Origin of the sequence: Paraburkholderia sp. WS6 (assembly GCF_030464835.1) — a bacterium.
In the GTDB taxonomy this organism is placed as follows: domain Bacteria; phylum Pseudomonadota; class Gammaproteobacteria; order Burkholderiales; family Burkholderiaceae; genus Paraburkholderia; species Paraburkholderia madseniana.
In genome coordinates this window covers 1-18,479 of sequence record NZ_JALQCK010000038.1, presented here as the reverse complement: position 1 = coordinate 18,479, position 18,479 = coordinate 1, and the positions used below count along the sequence as shown (strand labels likewise).

The 18,479-nt window shown below is 63.7% G+C and carries 16 protein-coding genes; 12 read left to right on the top strand and 4 right to left on the bottom strand.

Annotated elements, in window-relative coordinates; translation table 11 throughout:
- Positions 1-49 precede the first annotated feature (49 nt).
- Positions 50-823, bottom strand: a complete 774-nt coding sequence (locus tag M0D64_RS33365; protein WP_266260997.1) for a sugar phosphate isomerase/epimerase — start codon at positions 821-823, stop codon at positions 50-52.
- A gap of 149 nt (positions 824-972) precedes the next feature.
- Positions 973-2,001, bottom strand: a complete 1,029-nt coding sequence (locus tag M0D64_RS33360) for a LysR family transcriptional regulator (RefSeq protein ID WP_266260948.1) — start codon at positions 1,999-2,001, stop codon at positions 973-975.
- A 120-nt stretch (positions 2,002-2,121) separates the two neighbouring features.
- Here M0D64_RS33360 and M0D64_RS33355 point away from each other — a divergent pair, with 120 nt between their 5' ends.
- The 8 genes from M0D64_RS33355 (at position 2,122) to M0D64_RS33320 (ending at position 9,835) form a co-directional block, all read left to right on the top strand.
- The gene (locus tag M0D64_RS33355) at positions 2,122-3,213 is read left to right on the top strand and encodes a YeiH family protein (protein WP_266260947.1); all 1,092 of its coding nucleotides are present in this window, start codon (positions 2,122-2,124) and stop codon (positions 3,211-3,213) included.
- A gap of 145 nt (positions 3,214-3,358) precedes the next feature.
- Positions 3,359-4,096: a glutathione S-transferase gene (locus M0D64_RS33350; RefSeq protein ID WP_266260946.1), complete on the top strand. Its 738-nt coding sequence runs from the start codon at positions 3,359-3,361 to the stop codon at positions 4,094-4,096.
- Positions 4,097-4,208: 112 nt separating this feature from the next.
- Positions 4,209-5,942 carry a ClcB-like voltage-gated chloride channel protein gene (locus M0D64_RS33345; RefSeq protein WP_168435842.1) on the top strand — a complete coding sequence of 578 codons (1,734 nt, stop codon included), beginning with the start codon at positions 4,209-4,211 and terminating at the stop codon, positions 5,940-5,942.
- A gap of 309 nt (positions 5,943-6,251) precedes the next feature.
- The gene (locus M0D64_RS33340; protein ID WP_266260945.1) at positions 6,252-7,589 is read left to right on the top strand and encodes a C45 family peptidase; all 1,338 of its coding nucleotides are present in this window, start codon (positions 6,252-6,254) and stop codon (positions 7,587-7,589) included.
- A 335-nt stretch (positions 7,590-7,924) separates the two neighbouring features.
- Positions 7,925-8,179, top strand: coding sequence for a hypothetical protein (locus M0D64_RS33335; RefSeq protein ID WP_115780011.1), 255 nt, complete (start codon positions 7,925-7,927; stop codon positions 8,177-8,179).
- 35 nt (positions 8,180-8,214) lie between these two features.
- Positions 8,215-8,445, top strand: coding sequence for a DUF2795 domain-containing protein (locus tag M0D64_RS33330; protein WP_093644998.1), 231 nt, complete (start codon positions 8,215-8,217; stop codon positions 8,443-8,445).
- 62 nt (positions 8,446-8,507) lie between these two features.
- On the top strand, positions 8,508-9,314 hold the full coding sequence (locus M0D64_RS33325) for an AraC family transcriptional regulator (protein ID WP_266240650.1): 807 nt from the start codon (positions 8,508-8,510) through the stop codon (positions 9,312-9,314).
- Positions 9,315-9,445: 131 nt separating this feature from the next.
- Positions 9,446-9,835, top strand: a complete 390-nt coding sequence (locus tag M0D64_RS33320) for a cupin domain-containing protein (RefSeq protein WP_093645002.1) — start codon at positions 9,446-9,448, stop codon at positions 9,833-9,835.
- Positions 9,836-9,851: 16 nt separating this feature from the next.
- On the opposite strand, the gene M0D64_RS33315 is transcribed toward M0D64_RS33320, so the two are convergent.
- Entirely contained in the window at positions 9,852-10,901 is a 1,050-nt protein-coding gene (locus tag M0D64_RS33315; protein WP_266260944.1) for a LysR family transcriptional regulator, read from the bottom strand.
- Positions 10,902-11,156: 255 nt separating this feature from the next.
- Here M0D64_RS33315 and M0D64_RS33310 point away from each other — a divergent pair, with 255 nt between their 5' ends.
- The gene (locus M0D64_RS33310; protein ID WP_154563755.1) at positions 11,157-11,369 is read left to right on the top strand and encodes a hypothetical protein; all 213 of its coding nucleotides are present in this window, start codon (positions 11,157-11,159) and stop codon (positions 11,367-11,369) included.
- Between the two features lie 46 nt (positions 11,370-11,415).
- Here M0D64_RS33310 and M0D64_RS33305 read toward each other — a convergent pair whose 3' ends face one another.
- The gene (locus tag M0D64_RS33305; protein WP_266260943.1) at positions 11,416-12,033 is read right to left on the bottom strand and encodes a TetR/AcrR family transcriptional regulator; all 618 of its coding nucleotides are present in this window, start codon (positions 12,031-12,033) and stop codon (positions 11,416-11,418) included.
- Positions 12,034-12,252: 219 nt separating this feature from the next.
- On the opposite strand from M0D64_RS33305, the gene M0D64_RS33300 reads away from it, so the two are divergent.
- From M0D64_RS33300 to M0D64_RS33290, 3 genes are read left to right on the top strand one after another with little or no spacing between them, the layout of a single operon-like run.
- Positions 12,253-13,446 carry an efflux RND transporter periplasmic adaptor subunit gene (locus tag M0D64_RS33300; RefSeq protein ID WP_266260942.1) on the top strand — a complete coding sequence of 398 codons (1,194 nt, stop codon included), beginning with the start codon at positions 12,253-12,255 and terminating at the stop codon, positions 13,444-13,446.
- Entirely contained in the window at positions 13,443-16,565 is a 3,123-nt protein-coding gene (locus tag M0D64_RS33295) for an efflux RND transporter permease subunit (RefSeq protein WP_266260941.1), read from the top strand. Before M0D64_RS33300 ends, M0D64_RS33295 begins: the two co-directional genes overlap by 4 nt.
- 4 nt (positions 16,566-16,569) lie before the next feature.
- Positions 16,570-18,117, top strand: a complete 1,548-nt coding sequence (locus M0D64_RS33290) for an efflux transporter outer membrane subunit (RefSeq protein ID WP_266260940.1) — start codon at positions 16,570-16,572, stop codon at positions 18,115-18,117.
- Positions 18,118-18,479 lie beyond the last annotated feature (362 nt).

Genomic DNA, 18,479 nt, shown 5'->3' with positions numbered 1-18,479 from the left:
TTTTGCCGGACGTTTTTTGGGTACCGCTCTCTCAGGTCCTACGCGCCGCTTACGCAGCGGCCAGCCATGCGACGTAGTGCGCCGCGTCCGCATCGAAACGGTTCGCATCGAATGGAAATTCAATGCCGCGCGGCACGTGGCGCGGCAGCTTGTCGAGCACCGCGGCGAACTGCGTGTCACCGGCGGCGGGCGCGGCGGGAAAGCGTCGTGCGCCCTCGCCCACCGTCGTCTTGCAATGGATGTATTCGACATGCGCAGCCAGTGGCCCGGCGGCATCGAGCGGCGCGACATCGCGCCAGGCCCAGTTGCCGATGTCGAAGGTCATGCCGAGCAGACCGGCGTGGCCTTCACGCTCCAACGCATCGAACAGGCCGGTGAATTGCGCGAGCGAACCGCCTTCAGCCAGTTGACCGTTTTCGACAACCAGTCGCACGTCCGCGCAGCGCATATAGTCAGCAATCACCGCGGCGTTAGCCTCGGCGCCAAACCCGCCGAGTTGCAGCTTCACGAAGCGCGCGCCCAGCGCGATCGCTTCTTCAATCGAGGCGCGCAGTGCGTCGGCGTCGAGTCCGCCGTCCGGCGTGTACAGCGACGCGGGCGTCGAGTAGACCGACCACAGCCCGAGGGCCGCAATCTCCTTGCCGAGCGCGCGTAACGCCTGCGGCGCGGCGTCGGCTTCGTCCGCGAATAGTTCGCGACGCACTTCGAAGCCCGTGGCGCCGGCCTGTTTGCTCGCGTCGGCCCACTTCAGATGACCGTGCGCACGAACCGCGTCCATCCCGAATGCGCTTGCGACAATCACCACGTCCACCGCGTCAGTCATGTCGAATTTACTCAAACCTGTCTCATGATCGGCATCTGGAACCGGTTCCAAACACGTTTCGAAAAAAAGCGCCCAGGCGCTTGCGATGCCCGAATAGTGCGCCGGGCGGGGTGTCATGCACCATAGTGGAAATCCCCAGGAAACCTCGATCAGGGTCCATCTGCCAGGCACAGCGCGAGGAACTGTTCGACCACTCGCGACGGCGCACTCGCATGAGGCACCAGAATCGACAGCCGCCGTGTCAGCGGCTCCGGGCTCAACGAGAACAGGCACAGCGCGCCGTCCTCATGCCGCATCGACATCGCCGAGACGAAACCGATGCCCATGCCTGCCCGCACCGCCTCCTTGACGCCTTCGACCCCGGCAATCTCCAGCGCCACGCGCATCGGCACGCCCGCCCGGGCAAAGGCTCGCTCAACGATCTGCCGCACGCCCGACCCGGCTTCGCGCAGCACCAGCGGATGCGGGCCGAACGCCGCCAGCTCCGCCCGGCCCCCGTTGATATCCGCTCGTTTTTCTACCGCCCCCGGCGCTGCGCCTTCTAGCGCTCCTGCCATTCCACTTTCTACCGCTCCTGACACTCCGCCCCCATCCCGCCCAACTGCCGCGACAGCGCTACCCGAGCCATCCGCCTGCGCCAACGCCACCGCCAGCGGATGCGTGCGCGGCATGATCGCGACGATCTCATCCTCACGCCACGCGTGCACCGCGGTATCCGGTGGCAGATCCGAGCCGACCGGACCTTCGATCATCGCGATATCCACCGAGCCCAGCGCACCGACGATCTCCGTGGTGTTGCCATCGGCGGTATGCAGCGTCACGTCGGGGTAGTGGCGATGAAAATCCGCGATCAGGTACGGCAGCAGATAGCTCGCCGGCGTGGTGCTTGCGCCGATGCGCAAGGTGCCCTGCTCGAGGCCGCGCAGCGCATCGCGATACGCATGCGCCTGCCGCCACGTATCGCGCAGCCGGGTCGCATAGCTGGCGAGTTGCTCGCCGGCGGGCGTCAGGCGCACGCCGCGCCCATCGCGCAGGTAAAGCGGCTCGCCGAATTCGTCCTGCAACTGGCGCAATTGGCCGGATACCGCCGGCTGCGATAGATGCAACGCCACCGCCGCGCGGCTGATGTTGCGATGCTCTGCGACAGCGGCAAACGTTATAAGTTGATCCGGGGTCATGGCGGGCTAAATATCCGTTGAACTGATACTTCACATTCTAAATCACGATTTTTCATATCGATATATCTAATTTAGGATTGGGCCTATCGAATCAAGACAGTCATAGGAAGGCGCTACGCCATGTCCACCGCTCATCTCACCGCTTCCGCCGCACCCTCGGGGTCATCCACCCGCGGCCAACTCAACGGCATTCTGTTCGTTGCGCTGTTCGCCGCGGCCGTGACCCGCATCGCCTCGATCCCGGCCATCGCCGGCCTGGGCCTGAGCCCGCTGATCGTCGGCATCGTGGCCGGCGCCATTTACGGCAACGCGCTGCGTGACGGCATGCCCGAAAGCTGGGCGGCCGGAGTCAACTTCTCGGCGCGCAAACTCCTGCGCATCGCCGTGGCGTTTTTCGGGCTGCGTGTCAGCCTGCAGGAAATCGCCCAGGTCGGCTTGCCCGGTCTTGCTGAATCGGTACTGATCGTCGTGAGTACGCTGGTGATCGGCACGTGGGCCGGGATGAAGATCATGAAACTCGACCGCGACACGGCGCTGCTGACAGCTGCAGGCAGCGCGATCTGCGGCGCGGCGGCCGTGCTCGCGTTCGAGTCGACGCTGCAATCCAAGCCGCATAAGAGTGCGATGGCGGTAGGCAGCGTCGTGCTGTTCGGTACCCTCTCGATGTTTCTCTACCCGGTGCTGTTCAAGGCAGGTTGGTTGCATCTCGACACGGTTGGCGCGGGCCTGTTCTTCGGCGGCACGATTCACGAAGTGGCGCAGGTGGTCGGCGCGGCCAGCAACGTGAGCCCGGAAGCGACCCACATCGCGACCATCGTCAAGATGACCCGTGTGATGCTGCTGGTGCCGGTGCTGCTGGTCGTCGGCATGTGGGTGAACCGCTCGGCACGCAACGCGGCCGCCTCCGCAACAGCCGAAGACGGCAAGCAACACGCCCCGCGCAAGCTGGCAATTCCGTGGTTCGCGCTCGGATTCCTCGCCTTCGTCGTGATCAACTCGCTGCACGTTCTGCCGGAAAGCGCGACCAGCACGCTGAACATGCTCGACACCTTCGCGCTCACCATGGCCATGACCGCGCTCGGTATCGAAACCCGTATCGCGCAGATCCGTCAGGCCGGCCCCCGTGCGTTGACCACCGGCTTCATCCTGTATGTGTGGTTGATCGTCGGCGGACTGGGTATCACATGGACTGTCCAGCACCTGTTCGGCTAAGCCGTCCCCGCCTCGTCGCCAACCCCGCCGCGTGCGGGGTTTTGTGCGTTCAGGAGAACCAGCCGTCACTCATGCGCGGCATACTGGTTGCTGACGTTATCCGTTCACGCAAACCTGTTCATGCAACTGGAATGAGGACTGATCGATGAGCCTGGAACTTTACTATTGGGACGGCCTGCAAGGTCGTGGCGAATTCGTGCGGCTGGCCCTGGAAGAAGCCGGCGCAGACTACGTGGAAGTGGCGCGCGGCGAACCATCCGATGGCCTCGGCACAAACGCGATGATGACGCTGATGAAGAGCAAGGACGCGCCCTATCCACCGTTCGCGCCGCCGTTTCTGAAGGACGGCGATCTGGTGATCGCGCAGACCGCCAACATCCTGTTCTACCTCGGCCCGAAGCTCAATCTCGCGCCATCGGTTGAAAGCCTGCGCTATGTCGCCAACGGACTGCAACTGACGATCGCCGACATGGTGACCGAAGCGCACGACACGCATCATCCGCTCGCCAGTGCGTTGTATTACGAAGACCAGAAAGACGCGGCCAAAGTGCGCGCGCACGACTTCATCGACCACCGGATTCCGAAGTTCATGAAGTACTTCGAGCGCGTGCTGAAACAGAACCCTGCCGGCGACACGTTCATGGTGGGCGACGCGCTCACTTACGTCGACCTGTCGATGTTCCAGTTGATCGACGGTCTGCTGTACGCGTTTCCGCGCGCGCTCAAGCGTTTCGCCGAACACTATCCGCGTCTTGCGGCCTTGCACGACGCGGTGATCGAGCGGCCGAACATCGCCGCTTATCTCCAGTCCGACCGGCGCATCGCGCACAACGAGGCCTGCATCTTCCGGCACTACCCGGAACTCGACAAGGCGGCGACTTGATCCGCGCCGCGCTCCTTCGCGACCCTTCCGCATCGCACCCGCTTCCGCCAGCGGGCGCGATGCTGTTACCGTACGCGCATTCCATCCACCCATCACGCCCTCTCCTGCCGACGTGCTTTCATTCCTGCTGAAGCTGCGCACCCGCGCCCAAACCCTGTTCCGTCTCTCCGACGCCCATACGATGCTGGTCTGGTCGGTGGTGGTCGGCGTCGCGGGCGCGTTCGCGACGATTGCCTTTCGCGAAGGCATCGCGTTGCTGCAACTGGCGACGGTCGGCAAGTCCGGCAGTTTCGTCGAAATGGCGCGCAGCTTGCCGTGGACGGTGCGTGTGTGGCTGCCCGCCGCGGGCGGCCTGATCGCCGGCTTCTTTCTGCTGATCGCGCAACGTCACGTCGACAAGTGCAATCACATCGACTACATGGAAGCCGTCGCGATCGGCGACGGCGTGGTGCCGGTGAAGTTGAGCTTCTGGCGCAGCGTGTCCTCGCTGTTCACGATTTCGAGCGGCGGCTCGATCGGCCGCGAAGGTCCGATGGTGCAACTGGCGGCGCTGGCCGCGTCGTTGATCGGCCGCTGGGTGCATTTCGACCCGCCGCGTCTGCGCCTGCTCGTCGCCTGCGGCGCGGCGGCCGGGATTACCTCCGCGTACAGTGCGCCGATTGCCGGCGCGTTTTTCGTCACTGAAATCGTGCTCGGCTCGATCGTGATGGAAAGCTTCGGCCCCGTGGTCGTTTCAGCGGTGGTCGCCAACATCACCATGCGCGAGTTCACCAGCTACAAGCCGCCGTACGAAATGCCGGTGTTTCCGCCGGTGGCGGGCGCCGAAGTCCTGTTGTTCGTTGGGCTCGGGCTGCTGTGCGGTGCGGCCGCGCCGCAGTTTCTGCGGCTGATGGACTTCTCGAAGGCAAACTTTCGCAAACTGCCCGTGCCGTTGCCCATCCGGCTCGCGCTGGGCGGTCTGATCGTCGGCATTCTGTCGGTGTGGACGCCCGAGGTGTGGGGCAACGGCTACAGCGTCGTTAATTCCATTCTGCATTCGCCGTGGACGTGGAGCGCGCTCGTCCTCGTGCTGGTGTTCAAGATCGTCGCGACGTCGGCGACTGTGGGTTCAGGCGCGATCGGCGGGGTGTTCACGCCGACGCTCTTCGTCGGCGCGGTGGTTGGCTCGCTGTTCGGCCTCGGCATGCATGCGTTGTGGCCTCACGGCACCTCGGCGCCGTTCGCTTACGCAATGGTCGGCATGGGCGCGTTTCTGGCCGGCGCCACACAGGCGCCGCTGATGGCGATCCTGATGATCTTCGAAATGACGCTCAGCTATCAGGTCGTGCTGCCGCTGATGCTTTCATGCGTGGTCGCGTATTTCGTGTCGCGCGCGATCGGCAAGACGTCGATGTACGAAATCACGCTACGCCGCAATCAGGAGGAACAGGAACGCACGCGTCTACGCGCGACGCAGATGCGCGAACTGATCCGTCCCGCCGAAACCGTCGTGCCCCCGAACGCGACCGTGCAGGATATGACGCGCGTGTTCCTCGAATATCCGGTGAAGTATCTGTACGTTGCCAACGAGTCCGGTGCGTTTCTCGGCGTGGTCGCGCTCAAGGACATCACCTCCGATCTGCTCGACAAGCGCGACACCTCCGCAAAAACCGCCGCGGATTACCTGCAGCCGCATTTCGATGTGCTCACGCCGGATATGCCGCTCGGCGTTGCGTTGCAGCACTTTATGGCGTTCCAGGGGGAGCGCTTGCCGGTCGTCGAAAGCACCGCGGACCCTAAGCTGGCCGGGGTGGTGTACAAGACTTCGCTGCTCGATGCGTACTTCCGAATGAATCCGACGCGCTGAGGCCGGGGGTCGGGCATTCGGGCATTCGGGCATTCGGGCTTTCGGGCATTCGGGCTTTCGGGCACTCCGGCACTCCGGCTATCGGGCTATCGGGCTATCGGGCTATCGGGTGCGAAGTCGCTCGGTCGATTGCCGAGTCATTGGCCGAACCCGCGCGGCAATGCGCGGCGCCTCACCCACGCCGCCTTCTCAGCCCGTGCAAAGCGCGGCAGATTCTCTACAATGAGGAAACCGCTGCAGCGCTTGCGAGCAGCGCGCGTTACGCCAAGACGGGCGCACCGAGACGCCCGCCCTTCGATCGGAGCGAAGATGAGCGAACCGTCCCTCGATGCCGTCCGCCGTGATCAGGCTGGCTGGATTTTTCTGCATATCGAAGGCGAGCCGTACGATCGCGGCGAGCAGCATGGCCAGTTGCTCGCCACCGAAATCCAGAACGCGATCCGCACCGCCCGCTACCTGGCGAAATGGGATACCGGTGAAGACTTCGACACCTTTGTCGACGCCGCCGTGTCCCAGTTCGCCAACAAACTCGACACCGAATTCGCCGACGAAATCCAGGGCATCGCCGACGGCGCGAAGCTGCCGTTCGCCGAAGTGCTAGCCTGGAACGGCTACATGGATCTGCTGCAAAGCTGGTGGCCGAGCCACGCGGCGGCCCAGAAACCGCAACTCGGCCTGAAACCCTGGCGCGGACGCCGCGGCCATCACTGCAGCGCGTTCATCGCCACCGGCAACGCCACCCGCGACGGCCGCATCGTCATGGCACATAACTCGTGGGACCGCTACGCCGCGGGCGACGCGTTCAACGTCGTGTTCGACATCGTGCCCGATCGCGGCAACCGCATCCTGATGCAGGGCCTGCCGGGCTGCATCTCCAGCCTCACCGATTTCTGGGTCACCGAAGCCGGCCTGATGGTCACCGAAACCACCATCTCCAACTTTATCGGCTACAACGCAGCGGGTGCGCCGGAGTTCTATCGCTCGCGGCGCGCGTCGCAGTACGCCAACAACATCGGCGAATGGTGCGAGATGTTCGCGGTCGCCAACAACGGCGGCTATGCGAACAGTTGGCTGCTCGGCGACACCAAGACCGGCGAGATCGCGCGCTACGAACTGGGGCTGCACTATTCCGGCTTCGAGAGTACGAAAGACGGCTTCTATAGCGGTTACAACACCGCGACCGATCTGAAGATCCGCAACCAGGAATGCATCGGCGAAGGCGAAGACTATACGGACGTGCGCAAGAACGGCGCGCGCCGCTTGCGCTTCATGCAGCTCGAAGAAATGCATCACGGCAAGATCGACGTCGAACTCGCCAAAGAGATGATCGCCGACCATCACGACGTCTATCTCGACCGCAACGACAATCCCTGCTCGCGCACCATCTGCGGGCATCTTGAACTGGACGACGCGCGCTTCGGCGGTTCCGATCAAGGGCCGTTCAATCCGTGGGGCGCCAACGACGGCAAGGTGGTCGACAGCGAGATGGCGCGCAAGATGGCGTTCACCGCGCGCTGGGGCCACCCGTGCGGCCGGCCGTTCGACGCCCAGGCGTTCATGAAGCGCCACCCGCAGTGGAACTGGCTCAACGGCTATATGCGCGACCGGCCGTCGTGGCCGTGGACGCGGTTCGACGTGCTGCGTTAGAAGCTCGCTCTTAGCGGTCGCTGAACCGTTGTTCGCCCAGGCTGTTACCAGGCAGATTGAGGTTCGCACGCGATTCGGGCATCAGCCGCTTCCTCGCAACATAGACGCAGCACGACCGTTCGCGACTGCTCTGCCTTTTTCCTGCCATCATGTGAAATCTACAATTAGGTTTTGTCTCATTTGCGCGCGCGTCGTAGCCGTTTGCCATCTAAGATGGTAGATGCACGCCGCCCGCCTGTATCAACGCCGCGTGTAGGTTGCGCCGTCCTTACGACGCGGGGACAGCGTAACGCTTGCTCAACTGTCAGCGCCGCATGAGCTTAGGAGGTCGGGCGATGAAAACCTCGACACTGTTGACCATGGTGACGCTGTCAGCCTCGTGTTTTGCCGCGCCAGTTCATACCGCGCCGGACAGCACGGCCGCCAATAGTCTTGCCGAACGCGCCAACGCCGCACCGGTCGCTCCCGCGGCGCCGGACGTCGCTGCCACGGACGACACTCGTCCGCAACAATGGCAACACATCGCGCTGCCCAAGTCGCGGCATCTGGAGCGAAGCTTCACGGGCCAGAACGAGCACCTGCAGACCTGAAAACCTGAAAAACGCATCCCCTTTGGAGCGCTTGCATGACCGCATCGGCTATTCCCGGCGAATCGATTGATCTGCAGATCGCCGACGTTCTGCGCGAAGTCCGTTTCCCGACCTACAAGGACGCGCTAGTCGACGCCGCGCGCGAAGCCGGCGCGAGCAACGAAGTCGTGTCGATGCTCGACGGTTTGCCGGAGCAGGACTATGCCGACGTGGCGTCGGTCACGCGCCTCGTCGGCGGCAACTATGGGCCGGGTCTGGGGGCATGAGCGGAAAGCAGGTCTTGACGCTGAGTTCACTTTCGTCCGATCCGAAGCCCGCTGCCGACTGGATCCATCGCTCGCCGCATTCGGGCGGCACGAGCGGCATCGAGCGAATCGAAGCCTTCTTTCATCATGCCGGCTATGCGATGCACCGGCACGATACCTATGCGATCGGCCGCACGCTTGCTGGCGTGCAGAGCTTCCGCTATCGCGGCAGCACGCGTAACAGCTTGCCGGGCGGCACGATGGTGCTGCATCCCGATGAGCCGCACGACGGCCAGGCCGGCACCCGCGACGGCTTTCACTACCGGATGATCTATGTCGACCCGGCGCTGTTTCAACAGGCGCTCGGCGGCAAGCCGTTGCCGTTCATTGAAGGCGGACTCTCGAACGACCCGCGTCTGTTTGCTGCGACCGAGAGCCTGCTGCGCACGATGGATTGTGCGATCGATTCGCTCGAACAGGACGATGCGCTCTACGAACTGGCCATCGCGCTCGACGCCGTGGCAGGGGGCGCGGCGACGCGCCGCCCGGTGGATTACCTCGCGGCCGAACGGGCGCGCGAGTATATGCTTGGTTCGCTCGATAGCGCAGTGACACTCGACGAACTGGCGGCAGCCGCCGGCCGCGACCGTTGGAGTTTGTCGCGGGATTTTCGTGCGCTGTTCGGCACGAGTCCGCATCGCTATCTGACCATGCGCCGGCTCGATCTCGTGCGCCGCCTCGCGATTCAGGGCGTGTCGCTCGCCGACGCGTCGGCGGCGGCCGGCTTTACCGATCAGAGCCATATGACGCGGCACTTCAAGCGCGCGTGGGGCGTTGCGCCGGCGCATTGGCTCAAGATGCTGGGGCCTTCGACCCGCGGCGCGCGTTAACGGTAGCTCGACGGATATCCCACCGTCCATCGCCCGCCGCCCCCGCGCACAAACGTACAAGACCCGCTAGCGCCTCCCGCCCTACGCTCCTGCCTGACACACACACCTACCCCTCAGGAGGGAGCACCGCGATGTCCACCCATCAAACGATTCAACGGCCCTACCGCGCCATCAATTTCGCTGAGAAGCTGGAGCTCTTCAGCGACCAGTGGCAAGCACGCGTGGTCGCGGAAATGAACGACTACCAGTTCAAGCTGGTCCGCATCGAAGGCGACTTCATCTGGCACGAACACGCCGACACGGACGAAACGTTTATCGTGCTCGACGGACAGTTGCGCATCGACATGCGCGATGGCTCCGTGCTGCTCTCGGCCGGAGAAATGTTCGTGGTGCCCAAAGGCACGGAACACAAACCGTATGCCGAACGCGAGGTCAAGCTGCTGCTGATCGAACCGCGCGGCGTGAAGAACACCGGCGAAGAAAGCAACGAACGCACCGCCGCGAACGACGTGTGGATCTAGGTTTACCGCGCGCTCGTCAAAGCGACGACGATGCTACGATCCGCGCGCGCGAAACCGGGAGCGTCGGCCGCGCCGCGTCGCCCTGCAAAGCGGACACCGGCAGATCGTCGGCATAAACCGGCGAGCCGGCCACGGCACGCCGCGGCATCCTGGCACGGGGATCGCGCGCGTGCTCGTCGGTGCGCTGGAAATGCGCGACAAGGTGATCGATAAAGGTGCGTACTTTCGCCGGCAAATGAAGGCGGCTTGGATACGCGATCGTGATTTCGATTTGCGGCAGGCGGTAATCGCCGAGCAACGGCACAAGCCGCCCGGACGCCAGATCGCGGCCAATCAGGTAGCTCGGCAAAATCGCCACGCCCATGCCCAGCAAAGCGAACTGCCTCAGCATCTCGGTGTTGTTCGCCGCGATCGCGTTAGTGGGTCTCACACGGACCTCACCCTGCGGTCCGGTAAACACCTTTTCGTCGCCGCCCTGCTCCGCAGGCCGGCTCAGACACGGATGCTTCAACAGATCCTCGGGACGGGTCGGCGTACCGTGCTGCTGCAGATAGGCGGGCGTCGCGCAAACCGTCATATAGCCGGTGGTCAATCGCCGCGTGACAATGCTCGCGCTGCGCATGTGCCGCGCGACCATAATGCCGACGTCAAAACCCTCTTCCACCAGATCGACATGACGATCCGCCAGCGTGACGTCAGGCATGACTTCCGGATAACGCTCGGCGTAAGACTGCACCACCGGCGCGAGGCTATGCAGCCCGAACACCACTGGCGCGACGATGCGCAGCGTCCCGACCGGTTCGTGATTACGCGCCACCACCATCTGCTCGACGCCTTCCAGGTCGTCGAGAATATGGCGCACGCGTTCCAGATAAGTCGTGCCGGATTCGGTCAGCGAGAGACGGCGCGTCGTGCGATTGAGCAACCGGGTACCAAGGCGCGCTTCCAGATCCGCGACGTGGCGCGTGACGACGGCAGTGGAAAGATCCAGCGCGCCGGCCGCGCGGACGAAACTGCCAAGGTCGGCCACCTTGACGAATACGCGCATCGACTGCAATTGATTCATGGGACGACTCCTGCCTCGATAAAGCCGGGCCGGCGCAACGCTGCCGCCTGTGTCGACCCGCGCGACAAGGCGCGCGCGGATTTGCCCAACGATTCGATTGTATCGACACGATCATGTCCCAACCCTGACCTGAACATGACAATCCGGTCAGGTTTCTGAGGCGCTCGCGACGCTATTGCGAGGTTTATTGCGGATATTTGGTAGGTATAAACCCTTAGATGCTGGTAACATGGCGCCCGAAAGGAACACATCGCTATGCCACATCGTTTTCAGCTTTTCGAAAAAATCGCGTTTTCACTGGTTTGCTGGTCCGCCGCGGCCTGTTCGGCCTTCATCGCTTACGAGCGGTGCCCGGAAATCAAGGTTGTCCTGCACGTCGGTGAAGAAGTCCTGCGCTACAGCGGGCAGTATTCGTTCGTCTGCGCCACGCCGGTTGCCAACGCCTGCGCGCAGCTGCCGGCGAGTTGATCCGCCCCGGCATTCGCCACACTATTTGATCGCGCATCCACGCCGATTACGCGTCGCGCCCGAACACCACGCGCGCGAAAAATCCCGCCAGCACCGTTTCAGCCATCTCCGACGACACGTTCTGCGGGTCGACCGTGTAGAAAAACTGCACGCCGTCGCACAAGCCCATCAAACCCATCGCCAACGTCTCCGCCGGCAGCGGCAGCGGCGTGCCGACCCGCGTCGAAAATTCGCGAATGTACTCGCTCATCTGTTCAAGCTTCTCGTGCATGAACGCGTTAAAGCGTATCCGGAAGCGGCCGTCACGTACCGCGAGTAGCTTCGCCTCCACCCACAGCAGGAAGCACTTGTTCTCGCGATGCAGGCTGCTGTAGTAGCGCAGCACGCGCTCTTCCATCTCCTCTCGCGTGGCCGCATTTTCGAAAATCGTCTGCAAGCCCGCTTGCATGGCCTCGTGGTCGCGCCGCAGTAGTTCAAGAAACAACTCGTTCTTGCTGCGGAAGTTCGAATAGAACGCACCGCGTGTGTAACCCGCCGCCCCGGCGATGTCTTCGACACTCGCCGCGACAAAGCCTTTCTTCATAAAAATCGCTTGCCCAGCGTCGAGCAGACGCTGGCGCGTCTGGTCTTTGCTCTGCTCGCGTGTAAGTCGTTGCCGTTTCATGGGCGCAAGTCTAGCACCGAAAAGAATTCCAATTCACAACAACATTCAAATACAGGTGTGTATTAGAATGCACCCATCCATTCGAAGTCAGACCCGTATGTCAATCGCATGTTTTGGCCCACGTGTCTTCGCTGGCGAGCCGCTGCGGCTTGCCGTGTTCGTTCGCTGTCTCCAGTTGGGGTAATTGTGAAGCGTCCCGGTCCTCCCGCATCGTCTGCGATGCGCCAGCAGTCCCATCGGTATGCCCGTTCCGCGCGCTTGCGCCGCGCCGCATTTGCCCTCGCGCTCGCCGGTATCGTCACGCTCGCCGCGTGCTCGAAGAAGGAAGCGGCTGCGCCCGCGCCGCGTCCGGTAGTCGCCGTCGCCGTGCATGCGGACGGCAGCGGGGCGGCCGCGGCATCGTTGCCCGGCGAAGTGCAGGCGCGCTATTCCACCCCGCTGTCGTTTCGCGTCGGCGGCAAAATCATCGAGCGGCGCGTACGTTTGGGCGACGTCGTGAAGAACGGGCAGATCGTCGCCCGGCTCGATCCGGCGGATGCGCAAAAGAATGCCGCCAGCGCGCAAGCTCAACTCGAAGCCGCGCAACACAGTCTCGTGTATGCGAAGCAGCAACTCGATCGCGACCAGGCACAGGCGAAAGAAAACCTGATCGCGCCCGCTCAGCTCGAACAGACCACCAACGCCTACGCGTCAGCCGCCGCGCAGCGCGACCAGGCCGCGCAGCAGGCGGCGCTGTCGAAAGACCAGTTGCAGTACACCACGCTCAGTGCCGATCACGCCGGCGTGATCACTGCTGAACAGGCCGACACCGGCCAGAATGTGTCCGCGGGGCAAGCCGTCTATAACCTCGCGTGGAGCGGCGATATCGACGTCGTCTGCGACGTGCCGGAAAGTGCGCTTGCCGCGCTCTCGGTCGGGCAGACCGCGCAGGTCACCCTGGCCGCGCTGCCGGGCCGCAGCTTCAAGGCGCGCGTGCGCGAACTGTCGCCCGCCGCAGATCCGCAAAGCCGCACTTACCGCGCCAAGCTCACGCTCGACAATCCCGGTCCGGACGTACGCCTCGGCATGACCGCCGACATCGCGCTCGCCGCGCCGTCGCCCTCGGACTCATCTGCCGACGCAACTGGCAACTCAGCTGCCAACGCCTCGGCGAGCCAGAACGGTTCCTTTACTGTGCCCGCCACCGCCCTGTTCCACGACGGCGCGCAGCCGGCCGTGTGGGTCGTGCGCGCCGCGGACAACGCGCTGGAACTGCGCCGCGTGACGGTCACGCGCTATGACGAGCGCACGATTGTGATCGGCCAGGGGCTCAAGGATGGTGAGCGCGTCGTACTGCAAGGCGTGCATACCATGACCGCTGGCGAAAAAGTCCACGTGATCCCGCCGCTGCATCCCGAGGACTTCGCTTCATGAGCACCACGCCTGAAGAAGGACGCTTCAACCTGTCCGCATGGGCGCTGCGCCATCAGGCGCTGGTCGTTTTCCTGATCGCGCTCGCTACCGCATTCGGCGTACTCGCCTACACTCGCCTCGCCCAATCCGAAGACCCGCCCTTCACGTTTCGCGTGATGGTGATCCGCACCTTCTGGCCCGGCGCGACCGCACGCCAGGTGCAGGAACAGGTCACCGACCGCATCGGCCGGAAATTGCAGGAAACGCCCGCCATCGATTTCATGCGCAGCTACTCGCGCCCCGGCGAATCGTTGATGTTCTTCTCGATGAAAGACTCGGCGCCGGTCAAGGACGTGCCCGAAACCTGGTATCAGGTGCGCAAGAAAGTCGGCGATATCGCCACGACCTTGCCGCCAGGCATTCAAGGCCCGTTCTTCAACGACGAATTCGGCGACGTCTACACCAACATCTGGACGCTCGAAGGCGACGGCTTTTCCGCCGCACAACTGCACGATTACGCGGACCAGTTGCGCACGGTGCTGCTGCGTGTGCCGGGCGTCGGCAAGGTCGATTATTTCGGCGATCCGGACCAGCACATCTACATCGAGATCGCCAACACGCAACTCACGCGTCTTGGCATCTCGCCGCAGCAACTCGGCCAGGCGATCAATTCGCAGAACAGCGTCTCGCCGGCAGGCACGCTGACCACCACGGACGACCGCGTATTCGTGCGCCCCACCGGCCAGTTCAAGGACGTCAACGCGCTTGCCGACACGCTGATCCGCATCAACAACCGCTCGTTCCGTCTCGGCGACATCGCCACCATCAAGCGCGGTTACGACGATCCAGTCGCCACGCAAATGCGCTCCGGCGGCAAGGCAGTGCTCGGCATCGGCGTGACGATGCAGGCGGGCGGCGATGTGATCCGTCTGGGCAAGGCGCTCGATCAGCAGATGGTCACGCTGCGGGCCTACCTGCCCGCCGGTTTGCACCTGGTCGAAGTGTCGAGCATGCCGAACGCGGTGGCGCGTTCGGTCGACGATTTTCTCGAAGCCGTCGCCGAGGCGATTGCGATCGTGCTGGTGGTCAGCCTGCTGTCGTTGGGTGTGCGCACCGGCATGGTGGTCGTGATCTCGATACCTGTCGTGCTCGCCGTCACGGCGCTGTGCATGTATCTGTTTGACATCGGACTGCACAAGGTGTCGTTGGGCACGCTGGTGCTCGCTTTGGGGCTATTGGTCGACGACGCGATCATCGCAGTCGAGATGATGTCGGTGAAGCTGGAGCAAGGCTGGACCCGCACGCGCGCCGCTGCCTATGCATACACGAGCACCGCTTTCCCGATGCTGACCGGGACGCTCGTGACCGTCTCCGGCTTCCTGCCGATCGCGCTCGCCAAGTCGAGCACCGGTGAATACACGCGTTCGATTTTCGAGGTGTCGGCAATCGCGCTGATTGCGTCGTGGCTGGCCGCCGTTGTGCTGATTCCGTTGCTCGGCTATCACATGCTACCGGAGCGCAAACGCCAGGCACACGAAGCGGAAGATCACGAGCACGACATCTACGACACGCGGTTTTACAAGCGCCTGCGTGGCTGGATCAGCTGGTGCATCGAACGGCGTTTCGTCGTGCTGGCGATCACCGTCGTGCTGTTCATTCTGGCCATGGCAGGCTTCACGCTGGTGCCGCAACAGTTCTTCCCGAGCTCCGACCGGCCCGAGTTGCTGGTGGACGTGCGCCTGCCCGAAGGCGCGTCGTTCGAAGCGACATTGCGCCAGGCAGAGCGGCTCGAAAAGGCGCTGGTGGGCCGTCCGGAAATCGATCATACGGTGAACTTTGTCGGCACCGGTGCGCCGCGTTTCTATTTGCCGCTCGATCAGCAATTGCCGCAGCCGAATTTCGCGCAGTTCGTGATCACCGCGAAATCCGTGAAAGATCGCGAGAAGCTCGCGCAATGGCTCGAATCGGAATTGCGCAACAACTTTCCGGCGATCCGCACACGCCTGTCGCGCCTCGAGAATGGTCCGCCGGTCGGCTACCCTGTGCAGTTCCGCGTGAGCGGCGACGATATCGCCACCGTGCGCTCGATCGCCGAGCGCGTCGCCGCGACCATGCGCGCCGACCGCCGTACCAGCAACGTCCAGTTCGACTGGGACGAACCCGCCGAGCGCTCGGTGCGCTTCGAAGTCGATCAGAAGAAGGCCCGCGAACTCGGCGTGACCTCCGAAGACATCTCGAGCTTCCTCGCGATGACACTCTCCGGCTACACCGTCACGCAGTATCGCGAGCGCGACAAGCTGATCAGCGTCGATCTGCGCGCCCCCAAAGCGGAACGCGTCGACCCCGCGAAGCTCGTCACGCTGGCGATGCCGACGCCGAATGGCCCGGTGCCGCTCGGCACGCTCGGTCATCTGCGCAACGACCTCGAATACGGTGTGATCTGGGAACGCGACCGGCAACCTACCATCACCGTGCAGTCCGACGTCGCGCCTGGCGCGCAAGGGATCGACGTCACGCATGCCGTCGATAAATCCCTCAGCCAGATTCGCAGCACGCTGCCGGTCGGCTACCGGATCGAGATCGGCGGGTCGGTCGAAGAAAGCGGCAAGGGGCAGACGTCGATCAACGCCCAGATGCCGATCATGATCATCGCCGTACTGGTGCTCCTGATGGTCCAGTTGCAGAGTTTCGCGCGCGTGCTGATGGTGGTGCTGACCGCGCCGCTCGGCCTGATCGGCGTGGTGTTGACGCTGCTGCTGTTCGGCCAGCCGTTCGGCTTCGTCGCAATGCTTGGGGTGATCGCCATGTTCGGCATCATCATGCGCAACTCGGTGATTCTCGTCGATCAGATCGAGCAGGACATTGCAGCGGGACACAAACGTTTCGACGCGATCGTCGGCGCGACGGTGCGGCGTTTCCGGCCGATCACGCTGACCGCGGCCGCGGCCGTCCTCGCGCTGATTCCGCTGTTGCGCTCGAACTTCTTCGGCCCGATGGCGACCGCGTTGATGGGCGGCATTACGAGCGCGACCATCCTCACGCTGTTCTATCTGCCGGCCCTGTACGCCATGTCGTTCAGAGTACGCACCGACGAGCGCGAGCCGCCGGCGCCGTCCGCCACGACGCATTCGGGGAACTGAGATCATGGCTATCCTTGCATTCCCTCGACACGTGCGCCTCACGCTTCTCGGCGGTGCTGCGCTGACGCTGGCCGCCTGCTCGTTCGGCCCGAACGGCGAGCCGCCCGCCATGCCGCAACCGGCTCACTACGGCGCCGAAGCGCAACCCACACAAACCGTACCCGCACAAGGCATCACCCAGCAATTCGTGGTCGGCGCGAAGCCCGTGCCCGAATGGTGGAAGCTGTATCAATCGGAGGCGCTGAACGCGCTGGTCGACGAAGGCTTGCGCAACAGCCCAACGCTCGCCGCCACCGACAAGAGCCTGGCTGCCGCGCGCGAGCAACTGCGCGCGCAGATCGGCAGTTCGATGCTGCCGACCATCGACGCGGGCGGCCAGGTGACCCGCAATCGTGCGCTGGCGATCCCCGAGGCCGGTCCGAATACGTTCCTGTACAACATCTTCGTCGGTCAATTGCAGGCGCACTACACGTTCGACCTGTTCGGCGCCGCGCGTCTCGCCGATGCCGCGCTCGCCGCCCGCGTCAACGTACAGGCTTATCAGTTCGACGCCGCGCGCCGCGCGCTGGCCGCCAACATCGTGACGGCGGCGATCACGAGCGCCGCATTGCGCGCGCAGATCGACACAACCGAACGGCTCGTGACGCTTGCCAACGATCAGGCCCGCGACACGCAGCGGCGCTACGTACTGGGCGCGGTCTCACACGCCGACCAGTTGAGCGCGCAACAAAGTGCCGCGAGTCTGTCGGCGAGTTTGCCGGGCTTGAGGCAGCAATGGCTGACGACGCGTCATGCGTTGGCCGTACTACTTGGCCGCACACCGGACGCGGCCCCGGACGACCTCGATCTTGCGCAACTGCACGTGCCTGAACAGGTGCCTGTCGTGGTGCCGTCCGAGCTGCTGCGCACCCGCCCCGACATTCAGGCCGCGGACGCCGCCCTGAAGGCCGCGGCGGCCGATGTCGGCGTGGCGACGGCGCAGATGTTCCCGAGTCTCTCGCTGAGTGCCTCGATGGGACAAGGCGGCTTTAGCTGGCCGGTGGCGCTATCCGGCGCGGGAGCGATATGGAGTATAGGCGCCTCCTTGTCACAACCGCTGTTTCACGGCGGCGCCCTGTTCGCGCAGCGCCGCGCGGCCGTCGACACGTATGACGCCACGGTTTCGCAATACAAGCAGACCGTACTGACCGCATTCCAGAACGTCGCCGACACGCTCGCAGCGCTGCAGCACGACGCGCAAGCGCTCGACGCCGCGAACATTGCAGCGCGTTCGGCGCAAGGAATTTTCGACGAAACGTCGGGACGCTACCGACTGGGCGCGTTACCGATCGCCTCGACGCGCTCGAGCGAGCAGCAGTTTCGCAACGCGCAGCTCGATGAGATCCGCTATACCAGCGCGCGGCTGACGGACACCGCGGCCCTGTTCCAGGCGATGGGGAATCCGCCATTGGAGCCGGGGCAGACTAAATCGACAGCGGCGTCTGCGTCTACGTCCACGGCGACCTCGGCGGTGCCAGGGGTTTCCACGGCGAACGTGGGTGCATCGAACTAAACCTGGGATTCCGTAGTTATGGCTGCGGACTTATCCCCAGTTTATGTTGACAGGGCTGTTGATAACTACGGGGCTTCACGCTTAAGTGCTTGATGCAGATCGGATTGTTGCTTGGGGTGCAGGCTGATGCAGGGGGTGATCGACTACGCGCCTCGCGACGGCGGGCGTATTGCGGAGGGACGCCTTATCCACAGATTTTGTTGAAAGGCATGTTGATAACACCTGGACATCCGGAGTAAGTGCTTGAGCGCGCAACGAAATCGGACGTAGATCTTTCAGGCGCCGCCCAAACAGCGAGTGGATTTAAGAACTACTCTTCGGCGCGCGCAGCGCCGCCGGAAGTATGACGCCCTTGTCACAAG

Bases quoted from the DNA above. Each gene is read 5' to 3' on its own strand.
- M0D64_RS33365 (WP_266260997.1), bottom strand. From the start codon at position 823: ATGACTGACGCGGTGGACGTGGTGATTGTCGCAAGCGCATTCGGGATG.
- M0D64_RS33360 (WP_266260948.1), bottom strand. From the start codon at position 2,001: ATGACCCCGGATCAACTTATAACGTTTGCCGCTGTCGCAGAGCATCGC.
- M0D64_RS33355 (WP_266260947.1), top strand. From the start codon at position 2,122: ATGTCCACCGCTCATCTCACCGCTTCCGCCGCACCCTCGGGGTCATCC.
- M0D64_RS33350 (WP_266260946.1), top strand. From the start codon at position 3,359: ATGAGCCTGGAACTTTACTATTGGGACGGCCTGCAAGGTCGTGGCGAA.
- M0D64_RS33340 (WP_266260945.1), top strand. From the start codon at position 6,252: ATGAGCGAACCGTCCCTCGATGCCGTCCGCCGTGATCAGGCTGGCTGG.
- M0D64_RS33335 (WP_115780011.1), top strand. From the start codon at position 7,925: ATGAAAACCTCGACACTGTTGACCATGGTGACGCTGTCAGCCTCGTGT.
- M0D64_RS33330 (WP_093644998.1), top strand. From the start codon at position 8,215: ATGACCGCATCGGCTATTCCCGGCGAATCGATTGATCTGCAGATCGCC.
- M0D64_RS33320 (WP_093645002.1), top strand. From the start codon at position 9,446: ATGTCCACCCATCAAACGATTCAACGGCCCTACCGCGCCATCAATTTC.
- M0D64_RS33315 (WP_266260944.1), bottom strand. From the start codon at position 10,901: ATGAATCAATTGCAGTCGATGCGCGTATTCGTCAAGGTGGCCGACCTT.
- M0D64_RS33310 (WP_154563755.1), top strand. From the start codon at position 11,157: ATGCCACATCGTTTTCAGCTTTTCGAAAAAATCGCGTTTTCACTGGTT.
- M0D64_RS33305 (WP_266260943.1), bottom strand. From the start codon at position 12,033: ATGAAACGGCAACGACTTACACGCGAGCAGAGCAAAGACCAGACGCGC.
- M0D64_RS33300 (WP_266260942.1), top strand. From the start codon at position 12,253: ATGCGCCAGCAGTCCCATCGGTATGCCCGTTCCGCGCGCTTGCGCCGC.
- M0D64_RS33295 (WP_266260941.1), top strand. From the start codon at position 13,443: ATGAGCACCACGCCTGAAGAAGGACGCTTCAACCTGTCCGCATGGGCG.
- M0D64_RS33290 (WP_266260940.1), top strand. From the start codon at position 16,570: ATGGCTATCCTTGCATTCCCTCGACACGTGCGCCTCACGCTTCTCGGC.